This is a genomic window from Streptococcus sp. 3109 (assembly GCF_013276905.1).
Taxonomy (GTDB): domain Bacteria; phylum Bacillota; class Bacilli; order Lactobacillales; family Streptococcaceae; genus Streptococcus.
The window spans coordinates 152,834-164,973 of the sequence record NZ_VMLY01000004.1; the positions used below are offsets into that span (position 1 = coordinate 152,834).

The window sequence follows — 12,140 nt, forward strand, 5'->3', positions numbered from 1 at the left end:
ATACCTACGGCAAGGCGAAGCTGATGTGGTTTGAAGAGATTTTCGAAGAGTATAAACTGCTTATAAACTAAAAAGGAGTCCTGATGGAACACATTATTTATCAGCTTGAAGAGGATTTGGCAATTATTACTTTAAACCGTCCTGAGGTTGCAAATGGCCTTCATATTCCTATGTGTGAGGAGATTTTAGAAGCGCTGACTCTGGTAGAAGAGAATCCAGCTGTGCATTTTATCTTAATCAATGCCAATGGCAAAGTCTTCTCAGTTGGGGGAGATTTGGTAGAGATGAAGCGAGCAGTGGATGAGGATGATATTCCATCATTGACAAAAATCGCAGAATTGGTCAATACGATTTCCTATAAAATCAAACAAATAGCCAAACCTGTTTTAATGGAAGTTGACGGTGCTGTTGCAGGTGCCGCAGCGAATATAGCTGTTGCGGCAGATTTCTGTCTTGCAACGGATAAGGCTAAGTTTATCCAAGCCTTTGTTGGCGTTGGCTTGGCTCCAGATGCAGGTGGGATTCATCTCTTGAGCCGCAGTATCGGTGTGACGCGTGCTGCTCAATTAGCTATGACAGGAGAGGCTTTGACCGCAGAAAAAGCTCTGGAGTGGGGGCTAGTTTACCGTGTTTCCGAAGCTGATAAACTTGAAAAGACGAGAGAACAGCTTCTTAAAAAATTAAGACGTGGTTCAAGTAATTCCTATGCTGCCATTAAGAAGTTGGTTTGGGAGAGCCAATTTAAAGACTGGCAGGATTACGCTACTTTAGAACTGAATCTACAGGAATCCTTAGCTCAAACAGAGGATTTCAAAGAGGGAGTTCGAGCTCATTCGGAGAGAAGACGGCCTAAATTTACAGGAAAATAAAAAAATACTTGCATCATTCTTTGAACTTTGATATAATTCTCTTGTCAAATGTTTTGATTGTAAAAGTTTTTTTGAGAAGGAGGGATATGAAAAATGGACTACCAACGAATTAATGAATATTTAACATCTATATTTAACAATGTCCTTGTCATTGAGGAAGTGAGCTTGAGAGGTAGTCGTTTCAAGGATATCTCCATCAAAGAAATGCATACGATTGATGTGATTGGGAAATTCCCAGACGTGACACCAAGTCAAGTGTCAAAAGAGTTGATGGTGACTCTTGGGACAGTTACGACTAGTTTGAATAATCTCGAACGCAAGGGTTACATTGAACGCATTCGCTCAGAGCAGGATCGTCGTGTGGTGCATCTACATTTGACAAAGAAGGGTCGCTTGGTTCATAGGCTCCATAAACGCTTCCACAAGGCCATGGTTGAAAAAATCATTGATGGTATGAGTAAGGAAGAAATTGATGTTATGAGCAAAGGTTTGACCAATCTTTATCAATTTTTGGAGGATTTGAAATAATGGCTTTTGCAAAAATAAGCCAGGTTGCTCATTATGTGCCAGAGCAAGTGGTTACAAATCACGACTTGGCTCAGATTATGGATACCAATGATGAGTGGATTTCAAGTCGGACGGGAATACGACAAAGGCATATTTCAAGAACAGAATCTACCAGTGATTTGGCTACAGAGGTTGCTAAGAAACTGATGACAAAAGCTGGAATCACAGGGGAAGAGCTGGATTTTATCATCCTAGCCACCATTACTCCAGATTCGATGATGCCCTCTACAGCTGCTCGTGTCCAAGCTAATATTGGTGCTAATAAGGCCTTTGCTTTTGACCTAACAGCGGCTTGCAGTGGATTTGTATTTGCTCTTTCAACTGCTGAAAAGTTTATCGCTTCTGGTCGCTTTCAAAAAGGCTTGGTGATTGGTAGTGAAACCCTCTCTAAGGCAGTCGATTGGTCAGACCGATCAACAGCTGTATTGTTTGGAGATGGTGCTGGTGGTGTCTTGCTAGAAGCTAGCGAGCAAGAGCATTTCTTAGCTGAGAGTCTCAATAGCGATGGAAGTCGCAGCGAGTGTCTAACTTATGGGCATTCAGGCCTGCATTCTCCATTTTCAAATCAAGAAAATGCAGATTCATTTTTGAAGATGGATGGACGCGCAGTCTTTGATTTTGCTGTTCGGGATGTAGCCAAGTCTATCAAGCAGACCATTGTGGAATCTCCTGTAGAGGCGACAGACTTGGATTATCTGCTACTTCATCAGGCTAATGACCGTATTTTGGATAAGATGGCTAGAAAAATCGGTGTCGACCGAGACAAACTTCCAGCCAATATGATGGAATATGGCAATACCAGTGCAGCAAGTATCCCGATTTTACTTTCAGAGTGTGTAGAACAAGGTCTCATCCCTTTAGATGGTAGCCAGACTGTTCTGTTATCAGGCTTCGGTGGAGGCTTGACCTGGGGCACGCTCATTCTTACAATTTAGGTAATCATGTGGTGAACACATTGTTATAAAAAACTATTTATTTTAAAGGAGTCCTATCATGGCAGTATTTGAAAAAGTACAAGAAATTATCGTTGAAGAACTTGGAAAAGACGCATCAGAAGTAACACTTGAATCAACTTTTGATGATTTGGACGCAGATTCATTGGACTTGTTCCAAGTAATCTCAGAAATCGAAGATGCTTTTGATATCCAAATCGAAGCAGAAGATGACTTGAAAACAGTTGGTGACTTGGTTGCCTACGTTGAAGAGCAAACAAAATAAACAGAATATAGATAGAAGGAGTAGGGAAACCCGCTCCCTCTTGTTTAGGCAATAGTTTGATTGTCAAATTATGACGGTATCGAACTATTACGTAAGCAAGAAACGATGGAGGCACTATGAAAACGCGTATTACAGAATTATTGAATATTGAGTATCCTATTTTCCAAGGAGGAATGGCTTGGGTTGCTGATGGTGATTTGGCAGGGGCTGTTTCCAAGGCTGGAGGACTAGGGATTATTGGTGGGGGAAATGCCCCGAAAGAAGTCGTCAAGGCAAATATTGACAAGATTAAATCGTTAACGGATAAACCCTTTGGTGTCAACATCATGCTCTTGTCTCCCTTTGTGGAAGATATTGTAGACCTTGTTATCGAGGAAGGGGTTAAGGTAGTGACAACAGGCGCAGGAAATCCTGGTAAATACATGGAACGTTTCCATGAAGCGGGGATTACAGTTATTCCTGTTGTACCAAGCGTTGCCCTAGCTAAACGCATGGAAAAAATCGGTGCGGATGCTGTTATTGCAGAAGGAATGGAAGCTGGGGGGCATATCGGTAAATTAACAACCATGACCTTGGTGCGTCAAGTGGCTGCTGCTGTATCTATTCCTGTTATTGCTGCAGGAGGGATTGCGGATGGTGAAGGTGCTGCGGCTGGCTTTATGCTAGGTGCAGAGGCTGTTCAGGTTGGAACGCGTTTTGTCGTTGCAAAAGAGTCTAATGCCCATCCAAATTATAAGGCGAAAATTTTAAAAGCTAGAGATATTGATACTACGATTTCAGCTCAACACTTTGGACATGCTGTTCGAGCTATTAAAAACCAGTTGACTCGTGATTTTGAAAAAGCTGAAAAAGATGCCTTTAAACAAGAAAATCCAGATTTGGAAATTTTTGAACAAATGGGAGCAGGTGCCCTAGCCAAAGCAGTTGTTCACGGAGATGTGGATGGCGGATCTGTCATGGCAGGTCAGATTGCAGGGCTTGTTTCCAAAGAAGAAACCGTTGAAGAAATCCTAAAAGATTTGTACTATGGAGCAGCTAAGAAAATTCAAGAAGAAGCCTCTCGTTGGGCAGGAGTTGTAAGAAATGACTAAAACAGCCTTTTTATTTGCTGGCCAAGGTGCCCAGTATCTAGGTATGGGACGGGATCTCTATGATCAGTATCCGATTGTCAAAGAAACGATTGATCAAGCTAGTCAGGTACTCGGTTATGATTTGCGTCATCTCATCGATAGGGAAGAAGACAAACTCAATCATACCCGCTATACGCAACCAGCTATTTTAGCGACTTCGGTTGCTATCTACCGTTTATTGCAAGAAAAGGGCTATCAGCCTGATATGGTTGCTGGTTTATCCCTTGGAGAATATTCTGCTTTGGTGGCCAGTGGTGCTTTGGATTTTGAAGATGCGGTTGCCTTGGTAGCTAAGCGTGGAGCTTATATGGAAGAAGCAGCTCCTGCTGGCTCTGGTAAGATGGTCGCAGTTCTCAATACGCCAGTAGAGGTCATTGAAGAAGCCTGTCAAAAAGCTTCTGAACTTGGAGTGGTTACTCCAGCCAACTATAATACACCTGCACAAATCGTGATTGGTGGAGAAGTGGCTGCAGTTGACCGAGCTGTCGAACTCTTGCAGGAAGCAGGTGCCAAACGCTTGATTCCTCTCAAGGTGTCAGGACCTTTTCATACCGCTCTCCTTGAGCCTGCTAGCCAGAAACTAGCTGAAACTCTAGCTCAAGTAAGTTTCTCAGATTTCACCTGTCCCCTAGTTGGTAATACAGAAGCTAAGGTCATGAAAAAAGAAGACATTGCTCAACTCTTGATGCGTCAGGTCAAGGAACCAGTTCGTTTCTATGAAAGTATTGCGGTTATGCAAGAAGCAGGCATAACCAACTTTATCGAGATTGGCCCGGGAAAAGTTTTGTCAGGCTTTGTGAAAAAAATTGATAAAACGGCTAAACTAGCCAATGTTGAAGATCAGGCTAGCTTGGAAGCCTTGCTAGAAAACAAGTAATCCCTTCTCCCATAAAGACAAGAGGAAACAGGAGAAAAGAATGCAATTAAAAAATAAAAATATCTTTATTACAGGTTCTAGTCGTGGTATTGGTCTTGCTATCGCCCACAAGTTTGCTCAAGCAGGAGCCAATATTGTTTTAAACAGTCGTGGGTCTATCTCAGAAGAATTGCTCGCTGAGTTTTCAAACTATGGTGTCAAGGTGGTTCCCATTTCAGGAGATGTATCAGATTTTGCAGACGCTAAGCGTATGGTTGAGCAAGCTATTGCAGATCTGGGTTCAGTAGATGTTTTGGTCAACAATGCAGGAATTACTCAAGATACCCTGATGCTCAAGATGACAGAAGTAGATTTTGAAAAAGTGCTTAAAGTGAATCTGACTGGTGCCTTTAACATGACACAATCAGTCTTGAAACCGATGATAAAAGCCAGAGAAGGTGCTATCATTAATATGTCTAGTGTTGTTGGTTTGATGGGAAATATTGGTCAAGCTAACTATGCTGCTTCTAAGGCTGGTTTGATTGGTTTTACCAAGTCTGTGGCGCGTGAAGTGGCTAATCGCAATATCAGAGTTAATGCTATTGCACCTGGAATGATTGAGTCCGATATGACAGCTGTCCTATCAGACAAGGTCAAAGATGCCATGCTGGCGCAAATTCCTATGAAAGCATTTGGGCAGGCAGAGCAGGTTGCAGATTTGACGGTATTTTTAGCAGGCCAAGATTATCTAACTGGTCAAGTGGTTGCCATTGATGGTGGCTTAAGTATGTAGCAGAAGCTAGAGGTGAAAAAGATGAAACTAAATCGCGTAGTAGTAACAGGTTATGGAGTAACATCTCCAATCGGAAATACACCAGAAGAATTTTGGAACAGTTTGACAACTGGAAAAATCGGAATTGGTCAAATAACAAAATTTGATCACAGTGACTTTGATGTGCATAATGCGGCAGAAATCCAAGATTTTCCTTTTGATAAATACTTTGTAAAGAAAGATACCAACCGTTTTGATAACTATTCTTTATATGCCTTGTATGCAGCTCAAGAGGCTGTTAATCATGCAGGTCTTGATGTAGAGACTCTTGACAAGGATCGTTTTGGTGTTATTGTGGCCTCTGGTATTGGTGGAATCAAGGAAATTGAAGATCAAGTGCTTCGTCTCAACGAAAAAGGACCAAAACGTGTGAAACCATTGACCCTTCCAAAAGCCTTGCCAAATATGGCTTCAGGAAATGTTGCCATGCGTTTTGGAGCAAACGGTGTTTGTAAATCCATTAACACTGCCTGCGCTTCATCAAATGATGCGATTGGGGATGCCTTCCGCTCGATTAAGTTTGGTTTCCAAGACGTTATGTTGGTAGGCGGTTCAGAAGCCTCTATCACACCTTTTGCTATTGCTGGTTTCCAAGCCCTGACAGCTCTCTCTACTACAGAGGATCCAACTCGTGCTTCTATTCCATTTGATAAGGACCGTAACGGTTTTGTTATGGGTGAAGGTTCAGGGATGTTGGTTCTTGAAAGTCTGGAACACGCTGAAAAACGTGGGGCAACTATCCTTGCTGAAGTGGTTGGTTATGGAAATACCTGTGATGCCTACCACATGACTTCACCACATCCAGAAGGTCAAGGAGCTATCAAGGCCATCAAACTAGCCTTGGAAGAAGCTGAGATTTCTCCAGAGCAAGTAGCCTATGTCAATGCTCACGGAACATCAACTCCTGCTAATGAAAAAGGAGAAAGTGGTGCGATCGTAGCTGTTCTTGGTAAGGAAGTGCCTGTATCATCAACCAAGTCTTTCACAGGACATTTGCTAGGTGCTGCAGGTGCGGTAGAAGCTATCGTCACAATTGAAGCTATGCGTCATAACTTTGTACCAATGACAGCTGGCACAAGCGAAGTATCAGACTATATCGAAGCCAATGTCGTTTATGGACAAGGCTTGGAGCAAGAAATTCCATACGCTATTTCAAATACCTTTGGTTTTGGTGGCCACAATGCAGTTCTTGCTTTCAAACGTTGGGAGAATAAATAAGTATGAATTTAAACGATATTAAAGACTTGATGGCCCAATTTGACCGGTCAAGTTTGAGAGAATTTTCTTATAAAAATGGGACGGATGAGTTGCAGTTCAGCAAGAATGAAGCTAGACTTGTGCCTGAAGTTACAGCTCAAGTCGCTCCAGCACCCGTTCAAGCAACACCGAGTCCAGTAGCTCCTACATCTGCTCCAGCAGAAACTGTAGTGGAAGAAACTTCAGCGCCAGCTGAAGCAAGTGTGGCTGCTGAGGGAGATATTGTAGAGAGCCCACTTGTTGGGGTGGCTTACTTGGCTGCTGGCCCAGATAAACCTGCCTTCGTTACAGTTGGTGATAGTGTCAAAAAAGGTCAAACACTAGTGATTATCGAAGCCATGAAAGTCATGAATGAAATCCCAGCTCCTAAGGATGGTGTGGTAACGGAAATTCTTGTTTCTAACGAAGAAATGGTTGAGTTTGGTAAAGGATTGGTACGCATCAAATGATCGATATTCAAGGAATCAAAGAAGCCCTTCCCCACCGTTATCCTATGCTCCTAGTGGACCGTGTGTTGGAAGTGAGCGAGGATACTATTGTTGCTATCAAAAATGTGACCATCAACGAGCCTTTCTTTAACGGTCACTTTCCTCAATATCCAGTTATGCCAGGTGTTCTGATTATGGAAGCCTTGGCGCAAACTGCTGGTGTGTTGGAGTTGTCAAAACCTGAAAATAAAGGAAAACTGGTCTTTTACGCTGGTATGGATAAGGTCAAATTCAAGAAGCAAGTTGTACCAGGCGACCGATTGGTTATGACAGCGACTTTTGTAAAACGTCGTGGCACCATAGCCGTGGTTGAAGCAAAGGCTGAAGTGGATGGCAAGCTTGCAGCTAGTGGTACTCTTACCTTTGCAATTGGGAACTAAGGAGGTTCTCCATGTTTCGAAAAATTTTAATTGCCAATCGTGGTGAAATTGCGGTTCGTATTATCCGTGCTGCGCGTGAATTGGGGATTGCGACGGTAGCGGTTTATTCAACTGCCGATAAGGAAGCCCTGCATACGCTTTTGGCAGATGAAGCAGTTTGTATCGGTCCTGGCAAGGCAACAGAGTCTTATCTTAATATCAATGCGGTTCTATCAGCTGCAGTCTTGACTGAGGCAGAAGCCATTCACCCAGGTTTCGGATTTCTCAGTGAAAATTCCAAATTTGCAACCATGTGTGAAGAGGTGGGGATCAAGTTTATCGGTCCATCTGGTCATGTCATGGATATGATGGGAGACAAGATCAATGCGCGTTCTCAGATGATTAAAGCAGGTGTGCCTGTCATTCCAGGTTCAGATGGAGAAGTGCATAACTCTGAGGAAGCTTTGATTGTTGCTGAAAAAATTGGCTATCCTGTTATGCTCAAGGCTTCAGCAGGTGGAGGTGGTAAAGGGATTCGTAAGGTTGAAAAACCAGAAGACCTCGTTTCAGCCTTTGAAACTGCCTCTAGTGAAGCCAAGGCCAATTATGGCAATGGTGCCATGTACATAGAACGGGTTATCTATCCAGCTCGTCACATCGAGGTTCAAATCCTAGGAGACGAACACGGAAATGTGATTCATTTAGGTGAACGGGATTGTTCTCTTCAACGGAATAACCAAAAGGTTTTGGAAGAAAGTCCTTCGATTGCAATTGGTAAAACGCTACGTAATGAAATTGGTGCTGCTGCTGTTCGAGCTGCAGAGTCTGTTGGTTATGAGAATGCAGGGACCATTGAGTTTCTTCTTGATGAAGCCAGTGGCAATTTCTATTTCATGGAAATGAATACACGTGTTCAGGTAGAGCATCCAGTAACAGAGTTTGTTTCAGGTGTTGACATCGTTAAGGAACAGATTCGCATTGCAGCAGGTCAGCCCCTGTCTGTTAAGCAAGAAGATATTGTCCTACGCGGTCATGCCATCGAGTGTCGTATCAATGCAGAAAATCCAGCCTTTAACTTTGCTCCAAGTCCAGGTAAGATCACCAATCTCTATCTTCCAAGTGGAGGAGTTGGCTTGCGCGTGGATTCAGCAGTTTATCCAGGTTATACCATTCCGCCTTATTATGATAGTATGATTGCCAAAATCATCGTTCACGGTGAAAATCGTTTTGATGCCTTGATGAAAATGCAACGTGCCCTCTATGAATTAGAGATTGAAGGGGTGCAGACCAATGCAGATTTCCAGCTTGACCTCATTTCAGATCGCAATGTCATTGCTGGAGATTACGATACTTCCTTCTTGATGGAAACCTTCTTACCCAAATATCAAGAAAAAGAATAAAATGACTTCAAGAGTTTAAACCGAAAAGGGGAATTAATGGCTCTATTTAGTAAAAAAGATAAGTATATTCGAATCAATCCCAATCGTTCGGTTAGGGAAAAACCTCAAGCTAAGCCAGAGGTTCCAGATGAATTATTCTCCCAGTGTCCAGGCTGTAAGTATACCATTTATCAGAAGGATCTGGGAAGTGAGCGTATCTGTCCGCACTGTAGCTACACTTTTCGTATTTCTGCTCAAGAACGCTTGGCTTTGACGATTGATATGGGAACCTTCAAGGAATTGTTTACAGGGATTGAAAGCAAGGATCCCTTGCATTTCCCTGGTTATCAAAAGAAACTAGCAACTATGCGTGAAAAAACAGGGCTGGATGAAGCCGTTGTGACAGGAACTGCTCTTATTAAGGGTCAGACTGTGGCTCTTGGGATTATGGATTCCAACTTTATCATGGCTTCTATGGGTACGGTTGTAGGGGAAAAAATCACTCGCTTGTTTGAGTATGCGACTGTTGAAAAATTGCCAGTTATCCTCTTCACAGCCTCTGGTGGAGCCCGTATGCAGGAAGGAATCATGAGTCTCATGCAGATGGCTAAGATTTCTGCAGCAGTTAAACGCCATTCAAATGCAGGTCTCTTTTACCTGACCATTTTGACAGATCCAACGACAGGTGGTGTGACAGCTTCTTTCGCTATGGAAGGCGATATTATTCTGGCTGAACCACAGAGCTTGGTCGGTTTTGCTGGGCGTCGTGTCATTGAAAATACGGTTCGTGAAAGCTTGCCTGAGGATTTCCAAAAGGCAGAATTCCTATTGGAACATGGCTTTGTGGATGCTATTGTCAAAAGAAGAGACTTGCCAGATACCATTGCTAGCCTAGTCAGATTGCACGGAGGGGGTCCTAGATGAATATTGCAAAAATAGTCAGAGAAGCGCGTGAGCAGAGTCGCTTGACAACCTTGGACTTTGCGACAGGCATTTTTGATGACTTTATCCAATTACACGGTGACCGTTCTTTTCGTGATGATGGTGCAGTTGTTGGTGGTATTGGCTGGCTTGGTGATCAAGCTGTAACAGTGGTTGGTATCCAAAAAGGCAAGAGTTTACAAGATAACCTCAAGCGGAATTTTGGTCAACCGCATCCAGAAGGCTACCGCAAGGCACTACGTTTGATGAAACAGGCTGAAAAGTTTGGTCGTCCAGTTGTGACCTTTATCAATACAGCAGGTGCCTATCCTGGTGTCGGCGCGGAAGAACGTGGACAGGGAGAAGCTATTGCTCGCAATCTCATGGAAATGAGTGACCTGAAAGTTCCTATTATTGCTATCATTATCGGTGAAGGTGGTTCAGGTGGTGCTCTGGCTTTGGCAGTCGCAGACCGTGTCTGGATGCTGGAAAATTCTATCTATGCCATTCTCAGTCCAGAAGGCTTTGCTTCCATTCTATGGAAGGACGGCAGTCGTGCCATGGAAGCGGCAGAACTGATGAAAATCACTTCGCATGAACTGTTAGAAATGGACGTGGTGGACAAGGTGATTTCTGAAGCAGGACTTTCTAGTAAAGAACTGATTAAGAATGTTAAAAAAGAACTCCAAGCTGAGCTAGCTCTACTTTCACAAAAACCGCTAGAAGAGTTGTTGGAAGAGCGCTATCAACGGTTTAGAAAATACTAATACAAAAACTAGAACTGGCAGTCAGTTCTAGTTTTTTGAGGTTCTTACTCTGTGCAGAGGGGAAAGTAAAAAAGTGCTTGGAAGACCAAACACCTTTTCGATTATTCATTTTCTTCAGTTACGAATTGACTGAGCAGTCCGTTGATAAAGCGGGCTGATTTTTGATCTGAAAAATTCTTAGCGAGTTCAATGGCTTCATTGACTGCTACTAGCTGAGGTGTATCAAATGATGTGATTTCAAAGATACCTAAGCGTAGTAAGTTTTTTTCGACCAAGGTCAAGCGTTCAACTGTCCAGCCTGACTTGAGGTGCTGGTTGATTTGTTTATCCAACTCGTCTTTCTGAGCTTGAACACCAGAAACCAAGTTTAGAAGAAAGGCAGGGATTTGCACATCTGCATCTTCACGGTCATGCGTGTAGGCAAAGAGACAAGCTGTTTCCATATCTGTACCGAATTCAAGGCTCATAAGAGCTTGAAAAGCACATTTACGAAGTTCACGTCTAGATTCTAATAATGGACTAGTCATTGAGGAAGTCCTCGTTAAATAAATCTTTCAACTCAGGTTTTGGTGTTTTATCTGGAACGATTCCTGCAACATGGATGTTGACAGCAGCAAGTTCCACATCAGCCATATCTCGGACAGCATCTTTGACTGCTTTTTGAATAGCAAGAGCCACTTTTGGTACTTTCACACCGTACTCAAGGTAGAGGTAGATGTCAGCAGTTAGCTCTTCATTGCTTTCTTTTAAGTAGACGCCGCGACCAAGAGAGAGTTTTGATAGGGTATCAGATACGGATTTATTTGAAAATGAGTGGACACCATCAACTTTAGCAGTTGCGATGGCAATGATTTTTTCAAGTACACGTGGAGCGATAACGATTTCGCCAAATTGTTCTTCAATTCCCATAGAATGACCTCTTTCTAGAGATTAGGCACGAGAAACGTAAGTTCCTTCTGCAGTGTTGATGATCAATTTTTGTCCAGCTTCGATGAAGTCAGGAACGTTGACAACAAGTCCAGTTTCCATAGTTGCTGGTTTACCAGAACCTGTAACAGTAGCACCTTTGATAGATGGTTGTGTTTCAGCGACTGTCAATTCAACAGTAGTTGGTACAGTTACACCGATTACTTCAGTTCCGTAGAATTGGATTTTCACATCAGAGTTTTCAAGGATGTAAAGCAATTCATTTTCAACGTTTACGACTGGGATTTCGTATTGGTCGTAAGTTTCAGTGTTCATGAAGTAGGCAGTTTCATCCATTTTATACAAGTATTGAGCTGGAACAGTTTCGATAATAGCTTGTTCGAATTTTTCTTCTGGACGGTAGCTTGTATCAAATGTAGAACCAGTACGGACATCACGCAATTTCATACGCATGATCGTGTTTCCTTTACCTGGTTTGTGGTGGCTAGCTTCCAAAACGCGGATCAATTTTCCGTCTGCAGTTTCAAATGTCATACCAGCTTTCAATTTGCTTGCTTCAATCATGTTTTT

At 42.8% G+C, this 12,140-nt stretch carries 16 protein-coding genes; 13 read left to right on the forward strand and 3 right to left on the reverse strand.

What is annotated here, in order from left to right; translation table 11 throughout:
* Nucleotides 1–83 precede the first annotated feature (83 nt).
* From HT698_RS03015 to HT698_RS03075, 13 genes are all read left to right on the forward strand, one after another.
* The gene (locus tag HT698_RS03015; protein ID WP_173217951.1) at nucleotides 84–869 is read left to right on the forward strand and encodes an enoyl-CoA hydratase; all 786 of its coding nucleotides are present in this window, start codon (nucleotides 84–86) and stop codon (nucleotides 867–869) included.
* A gap of 93 nt (nucleotides 870–962) precedes the next feature.
* On the forward strand, nucleotides 963–1,397 hold the full coding sequence (locus tag HT698_RS03020) for a MarR family transcriptional regulator (protein WP_000386353.1): 435 nt from the start codon (nucleotides 963–965) through the stop codon (nucleotides 1,395–1,397).
* Nucleotides 1,397–2,371: a beta-ketoacyl-ACP synthase III gene (locus tag HT698_RS03025; RefSeq protein WP_173217949.1), complete on the forward strand. Its 975-nt coding sequence runs from the start codon at nucleotides 1,397–1,399 to the stop codon at nucleotides 2,369–2,371. Before HT698_RS03020 ends, HT698_RS03025 begins: the two co-directional genes overlap by 1 nt.
* A gap of 58 nt (nucleotides 2,372–2,429) precedes the next feature.
* Nucleotides 2,430–2,654: an acyl carrier protein gene (locus HT698_RS03030; RefSeq protein WP_000257838.1), complete on the forward strand. Its 225-nt coding sequence runs from the start codon at nucleotides 2,430–2,432 to the stop codon at nucleotides 2,652–2,654.
* Between the two features lie 116 nt (nucleotides 2,655–2,770).
* Nucleotides 2,771–3,745 carry an enoyl-[acyl-carrier-protein] reductase FabK gene (gene fabK / locus HT698_RS03035; RefSeq protein ID WP_112444397.1) on the forward strand — a complete coding sequence of 325 codons (975 nt, stop codon included), beginning with the start codon at nucleotides 2,771–2,773 and terminating at the stop codon, nucleotides 3,743–3,745.
* Nucleotides 3,738–4,661 carry an ACP S-malonyltransferase gene (gene fabD / locus HT698_RS03040; RefSeq protein WP_173217947.1) on the forward strand — a complete coding sequence of 308 codons (924 nt, stop codon included), beginning with the start codon at nucleotides 3,738–3,740 and terminating at the stop codon, nucleotides 4,659–4,661. Before fabK ends, fabD begins: the two co-directional genes overlap by 8 nt.
* A 40-nt stretch (nucleotides 4,662–4,701) precedes the next feature.
* Nucleotides 4,702–5,433, forward strand: a complete 732-nt coding sequence (gene fabG, locus HT698_RS03045; RefSeq protein ID WP_173217945.1) for a 3-oxoacyl-[acyl-carrier-protein] reductase — start codon at nucleotides 4,702–4,704, stop codon at nucleotides 5,431–5,433.
* Nucleotides 5,434–5,454: 21 nt separating this feature from the next.
* Complete coding sequence (gene fabF / locus HT698_RS03050) at nucleotides 5,455–6,690, forward strand: beta-ketoacyl-ACP synthase II (RefSeq protein ID WP_173217943.1); 1,236 nt, start codon at nucleotides 5,455–5,457, stop codon at nucleotides 6,688–6,690.
* Nucleotides 6,691–6,692: 2 nt separating this feature from the next.
* A complete protein-coding gene (gene accB, locus HT698_RS03055; protein WP_112444405.1) occupies nucleotides 6,693–7,178 on the forward strand; it encodes an acetyl-CoA carboxylase biotin carboxyl carrier protein in 486 nt (161 codons plus the stop codon).
* A complete protein-coding gene (gene fabZ / locus HT698_RS03060) occupies nucleotides 7,175–7,597 on the forward strand; it encodes a 3-hydroxyacyl-ACP dehydratase FabZ (protein WP_173217941.1) in 423 nt (140 codons plus the stop codon). Before accB ends, fabZ begins: the two co-directional genes overlap by 4 nt.
* Before the next feature lie 11 nt (nucleotides 7,598–7,608).
* Nucleotides 7,609–8,976: an acetyl-CoA carboxylase biotin carboxylase subunit gene (locus tag HT698_RS03065; protein ID WP_173217939.1), complete on the forward strand. Its 1,368-nt coding sequence runs from the start codon at nucleotides 7,609–7,611 to the stop codon at nucleotides 8,974–8,976.
* Nucleotides 8,977–9,012: 36 nt separating this feature from the next.
* Nucleotides 9,013–9,879 carry an acetyl-CoA carboxylase, carboxyltransferase subunit beta gene (gene accD / locus HT698_RS03070; RefSeq protein WP_173217937.1) on the forward strand — a complete coding sequence of 289 codons (867 nt, stop codon included), beginning with the start codon at nucleotides 9,013–9,015 and terminating at the stop codon, nucleotides 9,877–9,879.
* Nucleotides 9,876–10,643 (forward strand): acetyl-CoA carboxylase carboxyl transferase subunit alpha, encoded by a 768-nt coding sequence (locus HT698_RS03075; protein ID WP_173217935.1) that lies wholly within the window; start codon nucleotides 9,876–9,878, stop codon nucleotides 10,641–10,643. The genes accD and HT698_RS03075 overlap by 4 nt, the downstream gene beginning before the upstream one ends.
* 101 nt (nucleotides 10,644–10,744) lie before the next feature.
* Here the strand turns inward: HT698_RS03075 and nusB are convergent, their stop codons facing one another.
* The 3 genes from nusB to efp are packed head-to-tail and all read right to left on the reverse strand — an operon-like array spanning nucleotide 10,745 to nucleotide 12,134.
* On the reverse strand, nucleotides 10,745–11,170 hold the full coding sequence (gene nusB, locus HT698_RS03080; RefSeq protein ID WP_173217933.1) for a transcription antitermination factor NusB: 426 nt from the start codon (nucleotides 11,168–11,170) through the stop codon (nucleotides 10,745–10,747).
* Nucleotides 11,163–11,552 carry an Asp23/Gls24 family envelope stress response protein gene (locus HT698_RS03085; RefSeq protein WP_000510575.1) on the reverse strand — a complete coding sequence of 130 codons (390 nt, stop codon included), beginning with the start codon at nucleotides 11,550–11,552 and terminating at the stop codon, nucleotides 11,163–11,165. The genes nusB and HT698_RS03085 overlap by 8 nt, the downstream gene beginning before the upstream one ends.
* Nucleotides 11,553–11,573: 21 nt before the next feature.
* On the reverse strand, nucleotides 11,574–12,134 hold the full coding sequence (efp, locus tag HT698_RS03090; protein ID WP_000568643.1) for an elongation factor P: 561 nt from the start codon (nucleotides 12,132–12,134) through the stop codon (nucleotides 11,574–11,576).
* Nucleotides 12,135–12,140 lie beyond the last annotated feature (6 nt).

Bases quoted from the DNA above. Each gene is read 5' to 3' on its own strand.
- HT698_RS03015 (WP_173217951.1), top strand. From the start codon at position 84: ATGGAACACATTATTTATCAGCTTGAAGAGGATTTGGCAATTATTACT.
- HT698_RS03020 (WP_000386353.1), top strand. From the start codon at position 963: ATGGACTACCAACGAATTAATGAATATTTAACATCTATATTTAACAAT.
- HT698_RS03025 (WP_173217949.1), top strand. From the start codon at position 1,397: ATGGCTTTTGCAAAAATAAGCCAGGTTGCTCATTATGTGCCAGAGCAA.
- HT698_RS03030 (WP_000257838.1), top strand. From the start codon at position 2,430: ATGGCAGTATTTGAAAAAGTACAAGAAATTATCGTTGAAGAACTTGGA.
- fabK (WP_112444397.1), top strand. From the start codon at position 2,771: ATGAAAACGCGTATTACAGAATTATTGAATATTGAGTATCCTATTTTC.
- fabD (WP_173217947.1), top strand. From the start codon at position 3,738: ATGACTAAAACAGCCTTTTTATTTGCTGGCCAAGGTGCCCAGTATCTA.
- fabG (WP_173217945.1), top strand. From the start codon at position 4,702: ATGCAATTAAAAAATAAAAATATCTTTATTACAGGTTCTAGTCGTGGT.
- fabF (WP_173217943.1), top strand. From the start codon at position 5,455: ATGAAACTAAATCGCGTAGTAGTAACAGGTTATGGAGTAACATCTCCA.
- accB (WP_112444405.1), top strand. From the start codon at position 6,693: ATGAATTTAAACGATATTAAAGACTTGATGGCCCAATTTGACCGGTCA.
- fabZ (WP_173217941.1), top strand. From the start codon at position 7,175: ATGATCGATATTCAAGGAATCAAAGAAGCCCTTCCCCACCGTTATCCT.
- HT698_RS03065 (WP_173217939.1), top strand. From the start codon at position 7,609: ATGTTTCGAAAAATTTTAATTGCCAATCGTGGTGAAATTGCGGTTCGT.
- accD (WP_173217937.1), top strand. From the start codon at position 9,013: ATGGCTCTATTTAGTAAAAAAGATAAGTATATTCGAATCAATCCCAAT.
- HT698_RS03075 (WP_173217935.1), top strand. From the start codon at position 9,876: ATGAATATTGCAAAAATAGTCAGAGAAGCGCGTGAGCAGAGTCGCTTG.
- nusB (WP_173217933.1), bottom strand. From the start codon at position 11,170: ATGACTAGTCCATTATTAGAATCTAGACGTGAACTTCGTAAATGTGCT.
- HT698_RS03085 (WP_000510575.1), bottom strand. From the start codon at position 11,552: ATGGGAATTGAAGAACAATTTGGCGAAATCGTTATCGCTCCACGTGTA.
- efp (WP_000568643.1), bottom strand. From the start codon at position 12,134: ATGATTGAAGCAAGCAAATTGAAAGCTGGTATGACATTTGAAACTGCA.